The organism is Methylomonas sp. Kb3 (assembly GCF_002834115.1).
Taxonomy (GTDB): Bacteria; Pseudomonadota; Gammaproteobacteria; order Methylococcales; family Methylomonadaceae; genus Methylomonas; species Methylomonas defluvii.
Map to the genome: position 1 here is coordinate 150,535 of NZ_PIZT01000069.1, position 17,741 is coordinate 168,275.

A 17,741-nucleotide genomic window follows, 5' to 3' on the forward strand; every position below is an offset into this window, starting at 1 on the left:
TGGCGGAATAACCTTCAGAAACTACCCATTCTGCTTTCGCTGTGTATGCTGGCATCCAGAGACACGACTCTGTCCGCCATGCCTATGGTTTCCGGCCGATGGGCGATAGTTAAGCGGGTGATGCTTAACGAATTGATTGCCAAATTCACCTTCCGCTCTGTTTCGACATCCAAGTGGCTGGTCGCTTCGTCCAGGACCAGTACCGACGGCACTTTGTAGAGCGCCCGCGCAATGATGAGCCGTTGCTTTTGCCCGCCGGAAAAACTGCTGCCCATATCGCCAACCTGGGACAGATAACGCATGGGCAGAGCCTCGATTTCATCGTCGATGCCGGCGAGTTGAGCGCTTTGTTTCAGCAGCTCGAAATTGGTTTGTAAGTCGAAGCCGGAAATATTTTCCTGAAGGCTCCCGGAGAATAACTGGTCTTCCTGCAATACCGCGCCCACCAGCCGGCGCCAATTGGCCAATCCGAATTGGCTTAAAGGCATGCCGTCGATTTCGATGACACCCTCGGTCGGTTCCAGCAGGCCCAAGCAGAGTTTGACCAAGGTGCTTTTTCCGCATCCGGACGCGCCGACGATGGCGATGTGTTCGCCGGGTTGGATGGACAGATGCAAATTGCGAAATATCCAGGGCATATTCGCGCCGTAGCGAAAGCCCAGGTTTTTAAACTCGATGGTGGGGCTGAAATCCTTTCGGTTGATGACTTTGTCTGCGGCGCAGCCGTCAGTCTGTTCTTTTTCCGCCAAGACAATATCGGACAAACGCTCCACATGCAGGCTGACCATGCGCATCGACATCAGGTTGTCGATCAGCCGTTGCATCCGCGATGTAAAGTCGTCTTTGTAAGAAATAAACGCCATCAGCATGCCGACGGTCAAAGCGTTGTCCATGACCATGGTCGCGCCGACCGCCAGCACGGCGATGGCTTCGGCGGCAAACACCGCGCTATAGCCCAGCGAAAATCCCAGCGACATTTTTTGCGCGCCGATGCGTTTATTCACGCCGGCGACGAACAAATTCAGCCAGCGTGCCCGGCGCTGCTCTTCCAAACCCGCCAACTTTGTGGTGTGCACGGCGCGAATGCTTTCCAGAAAATGGCTTTGCGCCTTGGCCTCGTGCGCCAGTGCTTCATCGGTTAAGCGATGATAGATTCCATGGGGCAAAACGCGGATCAGCAGATAGGCCAATACGGCGGCGACGGCGAAAGCGCTTAGTGTGGGGCTGTACAACAACATCACCGCCAGGACAATTAAACCGAATCCGCCGTCCAGGACTACTTCGACTAATTTGCCGGTCAGCGTCTGTTGAATGGCTTGCATCGATTGAAACCGGGATACGATGTCGCCGGTATGCCGTAGTTCGAACCAATGCACGGGCAGCCTTAACAAATGGCCGATAATGCGGCCGGCCCATTGCAGATTAAACTGCGTCGCCAGCACGATGGCCAGCCAGCTTCTAACGGCTTCCAACACGATTTTAATCACGGCAATCAAGGCATAGGCCAAGGCTAACACCAACAGGAAATCCCGGTCGCCGGACACAATCGCACCGTCTACTATCCATTGGGCAACGATTGGTGTCAGCAAGGCGAATAATTGCATGGCAACGGCCAATACCGCGATTTGCGTCAAGCTCCGGATCAGGCCGTCGACTTTACCGACCAGTTTAGCGAGAGGAATACGCGACCTCGGCGTAATACGCTCGAACGCCGGCGCAGGCGTCAGTTCCAAGGCCACGCCGGTAAACAGGGTGTTGACTTCGGCTATAGCCAGCTCCCTTTCGCCCTTGGCCGGGTCGTGGACCAGCACCCGGCCGCGCCCCACTTTTTTTAGCACGACAAAATGGCTCATTTGCCAATGCAAAATACAAGGGAGACTGAGTTGGTCGAGTTCCGCCAATTCCAGGCGTAGCGGTCTGCATGAAAATCCCAATGCCGCGCCGATACCGACCAAATCCATCAACGTGGAGCCGCGTAGCGACACCGCATACTTGGCGCGTAAGTCGCTCATGCTGTGTGCGGCACAGTGGCAGGCGGCGACATAGCCTACGCAGGCCAAGCCGCATTCGGCCGCGGTGGTTTGCAAGTACGACGAATGGTGCGAGTGCTTAAGGTGCTTCATTGTTGGTATCGACAAACACTTCCAGCAACTGATCGGGATTGATGTGGCGGGCAATCGCCGTATTCACTTGGGCCAGCGTCAAGGTTTCAACGCGGGCATTGATGTCGGCGTAGTAGCGCATGTCGCGCCGTAAGCGTAATAGCAGATTCAGCTTGCCGAACAGCTTGTCATGATCCAGCTTGCTCAGATCGTTGCGATGGCGCCAGTTCTCTTTTGCACTGTCGAATTCCGTAGCGCTGAGGCCGTCTTTAACCAGCAGCGCCAGTTCCTCGTGCACGGCTTTGGAGAGTTGTTGCCGCAGGGCCGGCGCATAGGTCGCGCTGATGGTCAGGGTGGCGCGCGGTTCGAAGGCGGAAGCGCTGATCTTGCTGGCCACGCCGTAGGAAATGCCTTCTTGTTGACGCAGGCGGCGACCGAGGCGGGATTGAAGCGCATCCTCGCCCAACGCGACATTCGCCAGCATTAAAGCCAGGGTGTCCGTCTCGTCCGCTTGCAACGGCTGTCTAAGCTGTGCCGTGTAAGTGCCGTGCGCGCCATCGGCTACGGTCATGACATGCCGGCCGGGCGCCAATGCGGCGTAAGGCAGGGGCGGCCGCTGGTAGACCTGCTTGCTGCGCCAGGGACCTAAAAGGCTTTCCAACTGCCGGCGCGTCGCGTTGGCATCAAACTCACCGGACAGCAGCAACTCCCCATTCGCGCCGTAATAATCGGCGTGGAAGGCTTTTACATCGTTCAATTCGATGCGCTCCAACGCGGCGAGCGCTTCCTCCATGCCGGGCTCGCGGCGGATGTCGCCGATAGGGTATGGGCTGGTGAGTGCGGTCACGGCTTGTTCTGCGACGACTTGCGGTTTTGTGCCCAGGCCTTGGTAGGCGACGCGCAATTGATTGCCGATTTCCTTGAATCCCTGCTCCGGCAGTGCCGGATGACGAAGAACATCAATTAGAACGTCCAGAAATTCCGGTAACGATTTCGCGGGCAGATCGAAGCGAATCGCCAAGCGGTCCTCCATCGGCGTCATCGACAAGTGGGCATCCAAACCCACCAAGCGATCAAACAGTTGTTGTCGATCTAAACTGGCCGAACCGTGCGCCAACAGGCTGCCGGTAAGGTCCGCCAGCATACGTTTGCCAAGCATGCTGTCCGCCGTGCCCATACGCACATTCCACTGACCCTGCACGCGACCGGTCGGTATGGGCTTGGGCCAGAGCGCAACCGCCAGCGACTCGTTAATGCTAAAGCGCTCGATTTGCGCATCTATAGCCGCCGCCGTCGCATCGTTAGCCGCCAGGGTCACGGTTTCCGGCAGGTGCGCAGGCGTGGACGCGGGGGATGGTTCGGCGCTTGTCGCTTGCGGTACGAGGGATTCTTTCCGCGCCGTGACACTTGTCGCATGTCGACTGCTCATCAACTGGGCAACCGGGAGACCTTGCTGGAAAAGCGTTTTGGCGGTTTGTTGAATCTCCGGCAATGACATTTCTTGGGCCGCGTCGATGCTCTCGAACCACAGCCGCCAGTCGCCGAGGGAGGCAAATTCAGCCAAACGGTAGCCAAATGCGGCGGCTTGAGTTTGCACATGTAAAGCTTCGTTGCGTATCAAGTTTTTAGTACGTTCCAGTTCTTTTTCAGTGAACACGGTATCGCCCAGCGAATGCACTTGTTCTGCTAAGGTGTGTTGGAGTTGTTCCAACGCTTCGTTATCGGCTGACAGCGGCAGCGCGGTTACTTCGAATGCACCCCCATTGCGCAATAGCAAGGGCATAGCCGAGACAGAGGCTGCCTGTCCGGTGCTAACCAGCGACTCATGTAAGCGACTGGCGGGTGAACCGGCCAGCAAGCCGCTCAGTAGGCCCATCGCCGCTACATGCTTGGCATCGAACGAATGGGGTAACGGATAAAATAACGACGCGGAAGCAACATCGTCGTCGCCGCGAAAACTCGTTTGCGGGTCGCCGCTCTCCTGTCCGGACGCCGCCTGGAATGCCGGTGGCTGCCCAATTTTTGGCGATTTAATCTCACCAAAATGAGTTGCCAATTGCTTCCAGGTTTCGTCAACGTCAAATCGACCGGTAATGATCAACAGCGCATTGTCGGGACGATAGTGTGTCCGATAGAAAGCCTGGGCGTCGTCGATGGCGATACCGCGTAATTCGGTTTCGTTACCTATCGGCGGGCGTACATAGGGGGCAAAGCGAGTAACAACCGGCAGTATTTGTTGCGCTAATTTTTGCCGATGATTGCTATCGCCAAGCTCCTTTTCCCGCAATACTACGGGTAACTCCCTGGCAATATCCGTTTCCGTAATCGCCAGTTTATGCATGCGCAAGGCTTCTTGTTGCAGCAGCCAGTTCAGCGTGGGCTGGTCGCTGGAAAAGGCCGTGTGGTAGATAGTGCGGTCGAAATTGGTATTGCCGTTATAGGCAATGTTGCGGCGCGCCAGCTCGCTGACCAGCGAATGATTGTCCGGCGTCGTCGGCGCGTTAAACAGCAAATGCTCCAGCAAATGTGCGAGGCCCGACTTTCCCTCGGGATCGGCGAGCGAACCGCTGAAATACACCAGCGTCACTGCCGTCTGCTCGGCCTTACTATCGGGAACCAACAAGGCCCGGAAACCGTTCTCGAATCGCCGTTCGATCGCGCCGTATTTCTCGGCGGCGGCGCTGTTTGTATTATTTTCCGTGGCGTGCCCGCTACCAACGTTGACGAGAGTTAGTATTAAACATGCTATTAAGGTCGAGCGGGTAGGGTTCATGGGTAAGATTCCTTTCTAGGGTTGGATAAATGGATTAAGCGCTCATCAATTTTGGAAAGTGCGCGGGCATGAGAACTAAAAATTCGTCAGATTTTGTTTCTATAATCGGACGGAACTAAAAAACTCAATTTTTGAAATAAGACCATGCAACTAAGAGAATTGCCGTGGAATTAAGCGCATGAAGCAAAAACTGCATTCTGTTAATTTTGTCTTCGGACTTGCCCAAGGTATTTTTAACTAACATCTCTAAAGAAATACAGAGTGCCATCACAGCAAAATATAAGCTAACAATTAGGTAAATCATTTTATTAACCCTAAAACGATAAATCGTATATTCCTGGTCGTTTCGAATGGAGAAGCGATTCCGAGGAATGGAGGTCTCAATTTCGTCCGATTAAGTTTTACTAATCCGGTCTACGGTTTTTTCCGAGATGTTCAATAGATATTTCGTCGAAACGGTTTATTTGATGGCCAAAATCTCCGATAAATAACAGAGATAATGCTCAGTAATAAAAACATCCCCGAGATCAGAACAATATTGTCATGCAGTGCTTTATCTTGTGTCACTAACTCTGAAGCCGCGCCGGCACAAATAAATCCCGTCACTAAGTAAGTGGTTATATCGCGTCGATACGCAAATTCGGCGGTTTGTCTTCCCGAGAATAGTTTTTCGATGTGATTTTGGTTTTTTTTAAAATAAAAAAAACCTGCCAGAAATGTTGAACATAAAGCGATGTACAATACAATCGAGTGCTCACCGTCGAGATGAGAGGCGATATCCGAAGTTGCCTTTGGAAACACGAATATTAATACCGCAAGCGTCGATAATAGGGCGAAAACCGACGCGATGATAATCAGAAACGGGTTATATCTCATGAGTAGTACCGATAGATTAATTTAATACTGCACCGGTAAGAAAGACTCAAAATGGTGAGAGAGTCTTTCTTTGGTGCCCCTTTGTCGAATACATTAACTACCGTCCCCATCCTCTCCGCCTAGCAAATTACTCAATACGCTTTGAATCGGCGTGTGTTGGTTCAGATATTCACCAATAGTCCAGCCCGCTAGTCCGGCAGCGGTTACTGCGGAAGCGGCCACGCCAAAATATCCGGCAGCGGCGATTTGCTGTGCTGTTGTCAACCCGGCCCATTGCGCCATGCCCATACCCACACCGGCACCCAAAGCGCCGGCAATTGCTAGAGTATCTGCTTCCGATAAGCCGCCACCAACGAGTACCATTTCAGTAATTGTCAATTCACGCATATTGCTCTCCTTAGATATATTTGGACTGCATTGAAATATAAGTTTAAAAATAGGTTTTTCTACGTAGCTATGAATGGTGAAGTATATTTTTCAAATTACGTTTTCATAATTTGGTATACGCTTCATGTAAAAATGCAGATTTCTATATCAGTAGTCTACCTACCGTTCCTAATATAAAAATATAAATAAATATCCATTCAATGCGATTTAAAGTCTTCATCGTCTTTCGTTTCCTGTATAAGTCGGTAACATCATTGATTGGCTGTGTTAATTCATAGGAATGAAAAATTGAAAACCAAAGAATTAAGCCTGAACTCGCTAATTGTAAAAACTCAAAAAATTCCCCCCTAGAAACAGCTTGTATGGCCATAATGACACTGAATATAGCGAGAAACCTGATGGTCGTAACAGCAAAAAAAAATTTTTTACAGGTAAATCGGCTCGAATTGTCATTCACCATCGCCATCTTCTCCAAGCTGTGCGTTTGTGATATTGCTTGTGTGAAGTGCATTTACGACCTTGTCTAAATTTTGTGCAATGAACTTTTGAATATCGGTGTTTTCGTTCAATATTTCACCTAAGGTATATCCTATCTTAAAAGCAACTCCTAAATATCCCAATCCCTTAAACGTTGTAAGCGCTATTCTGGCATCCATAAATGGATGAATTTCAGATGGGGGAATAAAACCACCGCCGACAACAGACATTTCAGTAATAGTCAATTCGCGCATATTGCTCTCCATTTTTATGATATATAGATTACAGGTTTTATTTTTAGTGAAAAAAATATGAAAAAATCGGTAACCCCCTAAAATTAATTTTTATAATATAGTCTGGAACCAAAGTAAATAAACTCATAAGTTATACAAGCGGTTAGAATAATTGCTAAAGCAGTTCTTTTTCCTTTTGTTAAATGTGGTGTTGGCTTTGCAAATATGTGTATTGACAAAATTGCGCAAATCGCCGCCAATGAGAGGCCAAACATTGGCAAATAGATTTGATTAATTGGTGTCATAATAAAATCCAGTTTAAGGTTGACTATTATTCTCCTTGTGATCTTTGGTATGGAGATTTTAAAGTGTCATTTATTTAGCGCTCTAAAACCGCTCAATAAGGTCGAGTATCGATAATTGTTTCAACAGTTGATTCTCCTTATCGGACAATTGCTTGGTACTTTTATTAGCCGGCGAGTTATCGGCTGAACTGATGCCGGCAAGGAAGTCGGCGCTTTCGGTGTCGAGATTTATCTTGAAGCCGTTGGCTAATAAAGTTTTCTGATCGTTGGATATGGGTAGGAACGAGTTTATTCGAATTTTATTGCCCAGAAGGGCGGTGTTATCCGATATGCCGGTTGGAGACAAACTGCCAATATTAAATCGCGATTTAACTCTTTGTTGTTCAGTAAAAGCGATGAAAAAATTATGGAGATTTTCCGGTTCGGCTAGCGTGCTTTGTAACAGCGGGATATAACCTTCAATAAGGTCCGTCGTATTGAGATAAGGGTTGATAGACCCCCGGCTTTCAATCCGGTCCGGCAGTTGATTGCCGCATAGCCAAAGCAGGTAGTCCAATAATTTAGGCGGGAAGGTGCCTATGGCGATATGAAACGTCTCGTCGCCGGCGATAGGCAGGGCCTCGTGCCACCAGCCTCTTGGGATATACAGCAAATCCCCGGCCGCCAATACCGTATCCAGCACCGGTTCCGCCGGGCATTCCGCTTTATGGTTTAGGCTGGTTTGATGGTTTAAAGGCAATTCGAATGTGGGTTGATAGAGGCGCCATCTTTTGCGTCCGATCAGTTGCAAAGCGAACACATCGTGAGTATCCCAATGTTTGCCGAACGAACCGTCGCCGCCGAATGCCGCATAGGCATTGGCGTTGGTCTTTTCGCCGACGAATTGCGCCACGTCCATGCAATAGTCGTTAATTTCCGGGAGGTAGAGCTGTAGTTTGTTTAATACCAAGGTCGCACCGTCCGTTAAATAGCGGTACAAAACGTCTTTGACGATACGTGTGCGTTGTTCGCCCAGTTCCCAATAGCGCTCGGTATAGCGGCTCGGATCGACCGGTCCGTCTTTAAATAATTTAATCTGCGTATTGGCGTTTTCCATGGCGTAAAGCGCCTGGTCGATATGCTTCCAGTTTAAATTGTTCTCGGACAGTACTTGGCGCTTCAGCCACCACCGGCTTTGGTAATGCGCCTCGAGAAATTGTGTTCTATCGATGCCGAAATGTATCAGTGACATAGCGTTCCCTAGTTATATTTGGTTAATCCGTAAAGCGGTTCGATCATCCACTCAATTAAGCGCCGCGTATCTTGTTCGATGTCCGCCTCCACGATCATGCCGGATACCAGCCTTTTCGGTTCGCCGTACACCGAGGCAAACTGCGAATCCAGTTTTACGGTGACGCGGTAATAATCGTCCGGTGGGGAATTGGCGAATAAATTCGGTAAGGTCTTCGATGAAACCGGATTTTTCGAGACGGTTGCGACCGTTCCGGAATACTGGCCGAACTTTTGATAAGGGTAGGCTTGGTAACGCAAGCGTACTTTCTGGCCGGATTCGACAAAGCCGATGCCGCGCGTGGTCACGTACAATTGCGCGGTCAGTTCCGCACCATCGCCAAGCAAGGTTGCCAAAGCATCCTTATCCGAAATTTGGCCGGGGTGCACGCTAATACCGGTGACCATGCCGTCAATCGGGGCGACGATAGCCAATTGGCTTTGAATATGGGTTTCCTGGATTTTTTGGCGGAGTATGCTTAAGTCTTGGTCGATATTGGCGATGCTGATTTGGGTTTTTTCCGGTGCGATGCGTTTTTCGTCTTCCAGCTCGAGTTTTTTCCGCGCTAATTCGTCGTAATCCCGTTTTAGATCCGCTGCCTGGGCACGCAATAGCGCCAGGTTATCCAGCTCCTCATCCAATTTGTCTTTTGCAATAAAGCCGGATGTCGCCAGACCGCGATGCTTATTCAGGCGCTGCTCCGCCAGGAGCAATCTTTCCTGATGCTGATTTATCTGTTGTTTGGCGTCGGCAATCGATACTTGTATTGCCGCCAATTGTCTGGATAGTGCCGAATTATTTTTGTCTTGCAGGGTGCTTAATTGGCGCTTTTCCCGGAGATTGGCTTCTTCTTCGGCGCGGAGTGCCGCTTCAAGCTGATCGGCGAATCGGGCTCCGCTGGCGTCCGACCGGTTTGTGAATGAAGAAAGATGGCGTTCGTCTCTTAACGTAAACAAGGTGTCTCCGGCATGAACCGTTTGACCTTCCTCAACATGAACGGCCGAAATAAGCCCAGGCGCCGGCGTGGCAATAATAATCGCACCGCCATTCGGGACCAACATACCGGCAGCGTTGGTTCGTTTGGTATAAGACGCAAAGCTGATAAATAAAATGGTTGCGGCGACCAGCGTCAACACAATCGCGAATACCAGCCACGACGACCAGGACCTTGCCAGCAGGATGTCGCCTTCCAAGCGTCCGGTCTGCGCAGCCATGGCTTCCGCGCGATAAAGATTCGTCGAGAACATGCGTCTTGCCTATCGAATTTCGATGTTTGACAGCGAAGCGTTTCGTTGGGCCGCTTAAGCGATAAATCCGGCCTTATTAATCCTATGTGCCCCGTCCGGGCTGAGCGCGTCGAGGCCTGAGCGGGTTGGCCCTTCAGTACCCTCAAGGGCATGGAGGCTAACGGTGTTTAAGGGCTGGGTTAATAACGTAGAGCTAAAAATCAGCTGTTCGATGGAATTTGCGGCTGTAGTGATAACGCCGGAAACAAAATGGCGGCTAGCGAAAAATGATACGGTCATAAGGTCCCCTGGATGAATTGATTAGCACCGTGAGGGCTGGCTAGTCAGGAGACATGGCTGGCAATACGCCTTCTGCGCGAAGGCTGAGTGGACTTTAAGGAAGTTCTCGCTCGCTGTCAACTCATATTATGCGGTAGGTCTTGTTTGCTTAGCTTTGCAGCAGCCAAGGCTTCGACTGAATAACCAATCTTGTATTTGCCCGTCTTAAAAGGTCTATCGAAGCCGAGAAGATTTAAACATTCGTCCCAGGTACTTAATCGACAATGTCGGTTAGCAAGCCTGGGATATACGCGGCCACCCGATTAACGTTCTGCGCGGGCGGGCCGTGAATTAGGCATGGTCGGTCACGCTGATCGCCTGCGGCTTGCGCTTTAACTTTGACGGTTGGCAGCGTCGTGTCGCTGCCGGTTTCGGCGGCCTATGCGGCGGGCCGACTGTGTAAAAAGAGGAGCGTCACAGCGACCAAAGGGAGCTAACTTGAGCGCAGGGTTAGGCCTTTTTGTCACCAACAATCCGTCCTGTACTGGCGACAATTGATTTACATATGACATCATAAATTTCGTCATAAAACATGATTTGATAATGCTCGCAGTCAGCAATATGGCGTGGATTAAATTGTGTTTTCCATTTTGAATCAACAATCCTGTGGATTGCTGCTTTCGTTTCCCCATTTGCTACTATTGAGCCATGGACTTCTTCACCAGCCATCGAGAAAACTTCAACTTTCTCAAGAATAATATTTTTTATATTGCGCTCTTCATATACATCTTCGGGGTTGTAATACTCGAACCCCTTGAGGATTTTTCCTTCATAAGTCCATACCACCCGCTTTAGTTCCGGGCCTCTCCCATCGTGGTGAAACTCATTTTCTAATATTGGTTCAATCATTTTTCTTCAAGGCCTAGCATGGAAGTGAGGAGTTGTCGGGGCGCGTAGCAAAGTGCGCCGTTTCGCGAACGGTGCGTTTCGCAAGCTCACCGGCAGCCTACGCCAGCGGATGTTGCGAGCAGAGGTAGGGTGGGCAAATTGCCCACCGTTCAAAGCCGCGTGGGCACAAAAAGCCGTGCCCACCCGGGCTAACGTATCGCGCTAACGCATAAAATGAGCCGCAATAAAGCCGCGTAGCGATTTTTGGTGGTTGTTAGGAATCAATCATCTTTATCTGCATGGTAGCGGCCGGAACAGTAGTAACACCTTGCTTCGAAACTTTCGTCATCCATTTTCCAGAAATCCAGTTCTCCCTTAGTGGTATGGACACCACAGATGTCGCAAACACCAGGTAGCTCGTCGCTTTCTTCGTTTTCGCAAAACGTACACCTGTACCCAGTTCCAGACTCGCTACTAAGAGCAAGGGTGTAATGCCCGCAATCAGGGCATACTAAGCGAACAGGTCGAGTATCCAGATCTGACGAATAACGTATCGGGTTTGCCTTTTCGATTGCCTCTGCGTCCCGGACAGCATTCCGAATGGAAAACTCGTATTCATCAGAGAGAATTTTGAAGGTGTCTCTTGTTTGAGCTGGAATTTTCGCTTCGATATCAACATCGCTCTGATCTTCGAGGAACTCCATTACCGAGCGGAACAGACGACCCATGGTGTTACGAACTTGCCCGACATCCATGGTGAAATTGTGATGTTCTATTTCGTTCCTCAGGCGCTTGATCCATTCAAGATCAGTTCGTAGCTCGGATGAAACCGTATCTGAGTCTTCGTTATTTATAAAGTTGACACACTCCCAAAGGCCAATTGTCTTATTTTTATCGAGTTTCTTTGAAAATGGATCTTTGTAAATCAGCAGCGGATGCTTTGAGGCAATATGATGTTTGAAAATAAGCTCAATAAAGTGAGCCATGTGAAGTACAGCAAATTTATAGGCTTTTGGCTCCCCCTCGTAACCTTCTTCAAATTTTGACAATGCTTCACCAAGGCTATCGAGTGCGTTTTCCAGAAGATCTAATTTGTGTATCGCCATGCGTTTTTGCGTCCCTATCTGCTAGTTGGTTTCCGTAAATCGCCACGCTAGTATTCAATTTTTACAAGCCCTTATTTGGTTGGAATGGGGGCTCTGAATGAATATCATCAGGTGCTAAAACTAGTAGCCGCTACTAAAGTGATCGCCGAAATTGAGTCAATTTGATAGGCGGGCTGCGACGAATCATACGGTTCGCCGCCAAGTTTATCCATTTCCCATTCCAAAATACACCATCCCTACGCCGGCACATCCGTTGGCGGTTAATCGAAGGTGCCGCCCTCCCTGGCGGCGTTGTTAACGCATTCCTCCGAACACGCTAAATCGTGTGGTGGTCCGGGAACGTCGATTGGCTGCCGTTGCCTTGGGCCTCATTGCCTCGCAGCGCCCGGTACAACTTGCCGCTGCGGAATCACCAACGGCGCATTCGGGATTTGCGGATGACTACTGATGCTGACCGGGTAAGCGAACACTTGCCGGATCAGCTCGCTGTTCAGGGTTTGCGCGGGCGTGCCGATGGCGGCGAGCCGGCCTTGGTGCAATAGAGCGATGCGGTCGGCGTACAGCGCGGCCAGATTCAGGTCGTGCAGGACCGCCAAGACCCCCGCCTGTTGTTGGTCGGCGAAGCGGCGGGCGATGGCCAGCACCGCGTGTTGGTGGGCCAGGTCCAGCGCGGAAGTGGGTTCGTCCAGCAACAGATAACGGTGTAGCGGATCTTGCGGTTCCCAGATTTGCGCCAGCACTCGCGCCAGTTGCACCCGTTGGCGTTCGCCGCCGGACAGCGTGGTGTAGATGCGTTCGGCCAGATGGCCGGTATCGGTCATCGCCAGCGCGTGTTCGGCGATGGCCCGGTTTCGCGCGGCGCTGTGGGTTTTGCGTTGCGGGCTGCGGCCCATCAAGGCCACGTCGCGCACCGTGAAGCGGAATGCCAGCCCGGAACTTTGCGGCAACACGCCGCGCAGCAAGGCCGCCTGTTGTGGCGGCCATTCCGCCAGCGGCCGGCCGTTCATCGTCACTTGGCCGGCGAAAGGCGCCAGTTCGCCGCTGATGGCCCGCAACAGACTGGATTTGCCGGCGCCGTTCGGGCCGGCCACGGCCAGTACTTCGCCGGGGCGCAGCTCCAGCGTCACGCCGTCCAGCAAGATTTTCGCGCCGGCGCGCAGGCTCAGATCGATGGCTTGCAACATGTCAATGGCCCATTAGTTTTTGGCGGAACAGCAGCCACAGAAAAAACGGACTGCCGAGCAGGCCGGTGACGATGCCAATCGGGATTTCGGCCGGCGCCGCCAAACTGCGGGCTAGGTAGTCGGCGCAGATCAACAATAAGGCGCCGAGCAGCGCCGACGCCGGCAAAAGCCAGCGATGGTCCGGACCCAATGCCAGCCGCAATAGGTGCGGCACCACCAGGCCGACGAAGCCGATCACGCCGGACAAGGCCACCGCCGCGCCGACGCCGAGCGCGACCAGGGCCACCACGCCGGTTTTGATGCGTTCGGCCGGAAAACCCAGATGGCCGGCTTCGGCTTCGCCGAGCAACAAGGCGTTCAAGGCATCGGCCAGCCACGGCAACAGCAGCAGATTGGCCAGTAAAAACGGCGCGCCGATGGCAACGCCGTCCCAACCGGCGCCGTTCAGGCTGCCCAAACTCCAGAAGGTCAAGCTGCGCAACTGGTCGTCGTCGGCCAGATATACCAGCAAGCCGGTGGCCGAGCCGGCCAGCGCGTTGATGGCGATGCCCGACAACAACAGCGAGGCCACGTCCAGCCGGTCGCCGCTGTCGGCCAGCCGGTATACCAGCCAACTGACCCCAAAACCGCCTGCGATGGCCGCGAGCGGCAATAAATAGGCGCCGAATACGCCGGCGATTGCGCCGAACAGGCTGTCGCGCAACACGATGACCGCCACCGCAGACAGCGCCGCGCCGCTGGAAACGCCGATCAAGGCCGGATCGGCCAGCGGATTGCGGAACAAGCCCTGCATCGCCGCGCCGGACGCGGCCAAGGCGCCGCCGACCAGCAAACCCAACACCAGGCGCGGCGCGCGGATCGCCAGCAACACCGCTTGCTGGTCGGCGCCGAACGGCCAGGGCAGGGCGATACCGAAGCGGTCGGCGACGATGGCGACGGCCTGGCCGGCCGAGATGGCGACCGCGCCGCTGCCCAGAGCGGCCAAGGCTACGGCGACCAGCAGCAATGCCAGCAGCCAGCACAGGCCGGCGCGACTCAAGGTCGGTTTTAGCCGAAGACGCGGTCCGGCCGTCGCCATCGCGGCATGGACGGTCATCGGCCTGCCCCTGCGTCGGCGGCAACTGCCGGTTCGCCGTGCAGTTGTTTGGCCAGTTCCAGCATCGCCTGACCGCTGTGTAAGCCAAAGCCGAGCAAGGCCAGGGTATCGACGATAAAGACTTTACGTTGCCGGCCGGCCGGGGTTTGGGCGATGCCCGGTTGTCGGTAGAACGCCTCCAGGCCGCCGATGGCGTTGGCGGCCACGTCGGTTAACAGAATCACGTGCGGCGCGGCGGCGACCATCGCCTCCGTGCCTATCGGTTTGTTGCCTTGCAGTTCGCCGGCGGCGTTGGTGGCGCCGGCCAGCGTTAACACCGCGTCGGCGGCGGTGCCGCGACCTGAGGCCAGCGGCGCGCCGTGGGCGACCGACATCAAAAACAGCACCTTGGGCTGATCGCCGCGTTGCGCGCGCCACTGCGCCAACCGCTCGAAGTCGGCTTGCACCTGACCGGCCAGTGCCTGGCCTTGCTCGGGCTTATCCAGCAAGCCGGCAATCGCGCCGATTTTGGCGGCGATGCCGGAAGCGGAATAGTCCTCGGCCAGCGTTTGAATTTGCACGCCGGCCGCGCGCAATTGTTCCAGCACCGCCGGCGGCCCGGCGTGAGCGCTGGCCAGCAGCAGGTCCGGACGCAGCGACAGCACGCCTTCGGCCGACAGCGTGCGCATATAACCGACTTGCGGCAGCGTCTTGGCTTCGGCCGGCATCAGGCTGGTGCTGTCGACGCCGACCAGGCGCTCGGCACCGCCCAGGGCGTAAACGATTTCGGTCAGCGCGCCGCCGACCGAGACGATGCGGCTCGGACCGGCGGCATGGGCCGGCGCGGGCGCCGAAAGCCAGAGGAGCGCAACGGATGCGGCTCTGACAAGTTTATGCATTAGGGATGTGGTCTGTTTCATGTTCGGGTTTTCGTTTGATTTATTAATCCGGCCCTTAAATACCCGTTCCCGTTTTCGTGGGGCGTTCGATCTAGGGCTTCGATAGGCTCAGCCCGAGCGGGATACCGGTAAAAATGCAGCCGGATTTTTAGTCTGCTTGGTCGTGGCCGCTTCCACGTTACGCCGGCGCTGCGGTCGGTTCGAGGGTCTGATGGCCGACGTCGTTGACGTGGCGGACCTGGTTCAAATCGTCGCCTTCTATCGAAAATGCCTTGGCAAAACCCTGCACGAAACTGCCGCGCTGCGGACAGATGCGAAACAGATGAAAGTCCTGCATGTTTTGTAACTGTTTCATGAATGCGCCGAATTTTTCCTCGAATAAGCTCATGATGTAGGCGAAAGCTTCGGACTCGCGGTCGATTTCGCCGGCCGAGCAGTGATAGGTAACCCGTTGCCGGGCGAACAAATGCGCGGCTTTGTCTTCGTCCTCGACGAACAACAGGCAAACCCGGCCGCTGTGCAACAGGTTTTGGGTGTGCGCCGACAGTTCGCTGACATACACGTAATAATGACCGTCGTGCCTCACGTAAGCGGCGTAACTGGCTTCGGGCTCCCCGGAAGCGCTGACCGTGGCCATTAGCGCGGAGGAAAATGTTTGCGGCAGGGCGGTATAGGCTGCTCTGACTTGTTCGAGATCGATGGTTTTCTGGTTCATGCGGGTTTCCTGATGTGGCGTTATCGATAAAACGTATCGGTTTATGGGGTTGGGTAGCGACGCAAAAGGCTAGGAACCTCCAGCAAGCGCCGAGGCTCGGAGCAAGTCGCGCCAAAAACCGTTTTCGCCGTTGGTGTCGTCGTAACCGCCGAAGACGGAGGCGATGGTCTGCTGGTTTTGGCCGCGCACCAGCAGGCCGGTTAAAGCGTGTTGCCGGTACCTAAGTTGGACAATGTCCGCGCCGGCCACGGCCATTTCGTTAAGGTGCAGATTAAAACGCTGATCCAGGATATTGAACCAGGGTCCGGTAATCTTCAGGTTTTGAATAGGGCCGTCGTGCAGTTGCAGGGCGCCGGGATTGCCGACCAGCACTTGTATCGGCAACATCAGTTCCGCCAGTTGCTGCATGAGCGCGCGTAGCGCCGGCATGCTGATCCGGCCGGTGACGGCAGCCTCGGAAGTGTCGGCCAGTAGCAGGCGTCGCCAGGATTCCGGCAACTCCGAGCATTGTTTAAGGTCGCCAAGCGGCGGATTAGGGCCATGCGCGGGCAATGCCGGATTGGGCGACTGATCGTCGGCCCGAAAGATGTCGACCAAGCGCCTGTACAGGCCGGCATCGGCATGTTCGGTCAAATAGATTTTGTGCACGGCCTCGCCGCCTGTGTCGAAAAATTGCAGGCTGTGGCGCGGGCCGCGATGCGATTCTTCGGTCACGGCGAAACCCGAATGCCAAATACCGACCAATAGGCACAAGGCGATATGGTGTCCGGCTATCAGAATGGCGTCGCCGCAAGGGCGTATATCCTCGTATAGCCCGGTGCTTTCATGTACCGCGAAAGCGTTGCGGGTTAAGGCCATCACCGGCCCCAGCGTGCCGACCGCGCTCAGCAGCGCGGGCCAGTGTGCCCGCAAACGGGTGACGCGGTTGCCGCAGTCGGTTGCCAGTAGTTCGGCTTCGCTGACGCCCAACGTCGCCGCGGCATCGCGAATCCGCATATGCGGGTGATCGGCGAGCAGGTCTTGCCACGCTTGTTTCAAAGTGTCCGCAATCGATAAGGGTTGTTTAGTCATGGATTTTGCCATTACGCTGAGCTCCGTTAAGTGAATGTGCTGCGAATCTCCAGGGAAGCGCACCTTAGAGGCTTTGCAACCGAGGCCCCGGCTGCAAAGCGGTTACAGGCCGGCGCTTATGCCGCCAGGCCTTTTTTACGATTTAAACCCAGCAAGCCCATGAAGCCGGCGCCGAACAGCCATACCGCCGCGGGCAGCGGCACGCTGGTTACGGGAGTGGCGGTGGGACCGATGTCGATAGCGACTTGACCCAAACTCAAGCTATGTTCGGCGCTGCCAAACGAGAACAAATAATTGCTAGCCGGTCCGGATAAATCCCAATAAGCCAGATATTGCACCAGCTCGACCGGACCGAATGAGCTTTCGTAGTTGCCATCGTAGAAAGTTTGCGTCGTAAAAGTTGGCGCTACGCCATTCAGTAGCAGGCTGGTGTAGTCCATTTGCACGCCCCAGGTCTCGAATTGCAAAGCTGCTCTTAAGGGTTGGTTGTCGGTAGCACCGCTCAGTGAGGCCGTGAAATTCTCGACGACGCTGAAGCTGTACAAATTGCCCGATCCGGCCGCGAATGTGCCGGCGTTCCAGCCGATATTGGCGTCGGTGGTGCCGGCGCTACCCACGTCCGGCGCTGCGGTGCGGATGCCGGGATAAGAGTTATCCACGAAGCTGTCCCATTCCGCATACAGCGTGCCGGCATCGCCACGGTTCCAGTTGCCCCAGCTAGCTTCGCTTGGGGTGTCGAAGCCGTAGCCGGCGGCGTAAGGGTCGGGACCATTGGTCAAGTCAGCCGAAGCGCTACCGGAAACGGCCAACAGGCCGGCGATTAAGGTCAGTTTTTGTGCAGTTTTCATGGTTGGTTTCCTATATAAATAAATTGA

At 53.9% G+C, this 17,741-nt stretch carries 15 protein-coding genes; all 15 read right to left on the reverse strand.

The genetic code is table 11. From position 1 onward, the window contains the following. Window positions 1-14: 14 nt before the first annotated feature. The 15 genes from CWO84_RS21855 to CWO84_RS21935 all read right to left on the reverse strand — a co-directional run bounded on the left by CWO84_RS21855 (window position 15) and on the right by CWO84_RS21935 (window position 17,714). Window positions 15-2,123, reverse strand: coding sequence for a peptidase domain-containing ABC transporter (locus CWO84_RS21855; RefSeq protein WP_101055223.1), 2,109 nt, complete (start codon window positions 2,121-2,123; stop codon window positions 15-17). After that, window positions 2,110-4,875 (reverse strand): M16 family metallopeptidase, encoded by a 2,766-nt coding sequence (locus CWO84_RS21860; RefSeq protein WP_101055225.1) that lies wholly within the window; start codon window positions 4,873-4,875, stop codon window positions 2,110-2,112. The genes CWO84_RS21855 and CWO84_RS21860 overlap by 14 nt, the downstream gene beginning before the upstream one ends. Before the next feature lie 435 nt (window positions 4,876-5,310). Then, the gene (locus CWO84_RS21870) at window positions 5,311-5,751 is read right to left on the reverse strand and encodes a hypothetical protein (protein WP_101055227.1); all 441 of its coding nucleotides are present in this window, start codon (window positions 5,749-5,751) and stop codon (window positions 5,311-5,313) included. A 93-nt stretch (window positions 5,752-5,844) separates the two neighbouring features. Beyond that, complete coding sequence (locus CWO84_RS21875; RefSeq protein ID WP_033155337.1) at window positions 5,845-6,138, reverse strand: hypothetical protein; 294 nt, start codon at window positions 6,136-6,138, stop codon at window positions 5,845-5,847. 449 nt (window positions 6,139-6,587) lie between these two features. Beyond that, the gene (locus CWO84_RS21885) at window positions 6,588-6,869 is read right to left on the reverse strand and encodes a hypothetical protein (RefSeq protein ID WP_033155335.1); all 282 of its coding nucleotides are present in this window, start codon (window positions 6,867-6,869) and stop codon (window positions 6,588-6,590) included. 366 nt (window positions 6,870-7,235) lie between these two features. Beyond that, window positions 7,236-8,384, reverse strand: a complete 1,149-nt coding sequence (locus CWO84_RS21890; RefSeq protein WP_051669626.1) for a cupin domain-containing protein — start codon at window positions 8,382-8,384, stop codon at window positions 7,236-7,238. Window positions 8,385-8,392: 8 nt separating this feature from the next. Then, a complete protein-coding gene (locus CWO84_RS21895) occupies window positions 8,393-9,670 on the reverse strand; it encodes an HlyD family efflux transporter periplasmic adaptor subunit (protein ID WP_101055231.1) in 1,278 nt (425 codons plus the stop codon). Window positions 9,671-10,438: 768 nt separating this feature from the next. Further along, window positions 10,439-10,837 (reverse strand): hypothetical protein, encoded by a 399-nt coding sequence (locus CWO84_RS21900; RefSeq protein WP_101055233.1) that lies wholly within the window; start codon window positions 10,835-10,837, stop codon window positions 10,439-10,441. Window positions 10,838-11,097: 260 nt separating this feature from the next. After that, window positions 11,098-11,922 (reverse strand): hypothetical protein, encoded by an 825-nt coding sequence (locus tag CWO84_RS21905; RefSeq protein ID WP_101055235.1) that lies wholly within the window; start codon window positions 11,920-11,922, stop codon window positions 11,098-11,100. Between the two features lie 368 nt (window positions 11,923-12,290). Then, entirely contained in the window at window positions 12,291-13,106 is an 816-nt protein-coding gene (locus CWO84_RS21910) for a heme ABC transporter ATP-binding protein (RefSeq protein WP_101055237.1), read from the reverse strand. 1 nt (window position 13,107) lies between these two features. Next, window positions 13,108-14,202, reverse strand: coding sequence for an iron ABC transporter permease (locus tag CWO84_RS21915; RefSeq protein ID WP_101055239.1), 1,095 nt, complete (start codon window positions 14,200-14,202; stop codon window positions 13,108-13,110). After that, window positions 14,199-15,080, reverse strand: coding sequence for a hemin ABC transporter substrate-binding protein (locus tag CWO84_RS21920; RefSeq protein WP_240618121.1), 882 nt, complete (start codon window positions 15,078-15,080; stop codon window positions 14,199-14,201). The genes CWO84_RS21915 and CWO84_RS21920 overlap by 4 nt, the downstream gene beginning before the upstream one ends. 178 nt (window positions 15,081-15,258) lie before the next feature. After that, window positions 15,259-15,795, reverse strand: coding sequence for a pyridoxamine 5'-phosphate oxidase family protein (locus CWO84_RS21925; RefSeq protein WP_101055243.1), 537 nt, complete (start codon window positions 15,793-15,795; stop codon window positions 15,259-15,261). Window positions 15,796-15,864: 69 nt separating this feature from the next. After that, entirely contained in the window at window positions 15,865-16,866 is a 1,002-nt protein-coding gene (locus CWO84_RS21930) for a ChuX/HutX family heme-like substrate-binding protein (RefSeq protein ID WP_165786406.1), read from the reverse strand. 116 nt (window positions 16,867-16,982) lie between these two features. Then, window positions 16,983-17,714 (reverse strand): VPLPA-CTERM sorting domain-containing protein, encoded by a 732-nt coding sequence (locus CWO84_RS21935; protein WP_101055247.1) that lies wholly within the window; start codon window positions 17,712-17,714, stop codon window positions 16,983-16,985. Window positions 17,715-17,741 lie beyond the last annotated feature (27 nt).

What these genes read in the sequence shown, in the direction of transcription:
- CWO84_RS21855 (WP_101055223.1), bottom strand. Translation starts at nt 2,123, where the DNA reads ATGAAGCACCTTAAGCACTCGCACCATTCGTCGTACTTGCAAACCACC.
- CWO84_RS21860 (WP_101055225.1), bottom strand. Translation starts at nt 4,875, where the DNA reads ATGAACCCTACCCGCTCGACCTTAATAGCATGTTTAATACTAACTCTC.
- CWO84_RS21870 (WP_101055227.1), bottom strand. Translation starts at nt 5,751, where the DNA reads ATGAGATATAACCCGTTTCTGATTATCATCGCGTCGGTTTTCGCCCTA.
- CWO84_RS21875 (WP_033155337.1), bottom strand. Translation starts at nt 6,138, where the DNA reads ATGCGTGAATTGACAATTACTGAAATGGTACTCGTTGGTGGCGGCTTA.
- CWO84_RS21885 (WP_033155335.1), bottom strand. Translation starts at nt 6,869, where the DNA reads ATGCGCGAATTGACTATTACTGAAATGTCTGTTGTCGGCGGTGGTTTT.
- CWO84_RS21890 (WP_051669626.1), bottom strand. Translation starts at nt 8,384, where the DNA reads ATGTCACTGATACATTTCGGCATCGATAGAACACAATTTCTCGAGGCG.
- CWO84_RS21895 (WP_101055231.1), bottom strand. Translation starts at nt 9,670, where the DNA reads ATGTTCTCGACGAATCTTTATCGCGCGGAAGCCATGGCTGCGCAGACC.
- CWO84_RS21900 (WP_101055233.1), bottom strand. Translation starts at nt 10,837, where the DNA reads ATGATTGAACCAATATTAGAAAATGAGTTTCACCACGATGGGAGAGGC.
- CWO84_RS21905 (WP_101055235.1), bottom strand. Translation starts at nt 11,922, where the DNA reads ATGGCGATACACAAATTAGATCTTCTGGAAAACGCACTCGATAGCCTT.
- CWO84_RS21910 (WP_101055237.1), bottom strand. Translation starts at nt 13,106, where the DNA reads ATGTTGCAAGCCATCGATCTGAGCCTGCGCGCCGGCGCGAAAATCTTG.
- CWO84_RS21915 (WP_101055239.1), bottom strand. Translation starts at nt 14,202, where the DNA reads ATGACCGTCCATGCCGCGATGGCGACGGCCGGACCGCGTCTTCGGCTA.
- CWO84_RS21920 (WP_240618121.1), bottom strand. Translation starts at nt 15,080, where the DNA reads ATGCATAAACTTGTCAGAGCCGCATCCGTTGCGCTCCTCTGGCTTTCG.
- CWO84_RS21925 (WP_101055243.1), bottom strand. Translation starts at nt 15,795, where the DNA reads ATGAACCAGAAAACCATCGATCTCGAACAAGTCAGAGCAGCCTATACC.
- CWO84_RS21930 (WP_165786406.1), bottom strand. Translation starts at nt 16,866, where the DNA reads ATGACTAAACAACCCTTATCGATTGCGGACACTTTGAAACAAGCGTGG.
- CWO84_RS21935 (WP_101055247.1), bottom strand. Translation starts at nt 17,714, where the DNA reads ATGAAAACTGCACAAAAACTGACCTTAATCGCCGGCCTGTTGGCCGTT.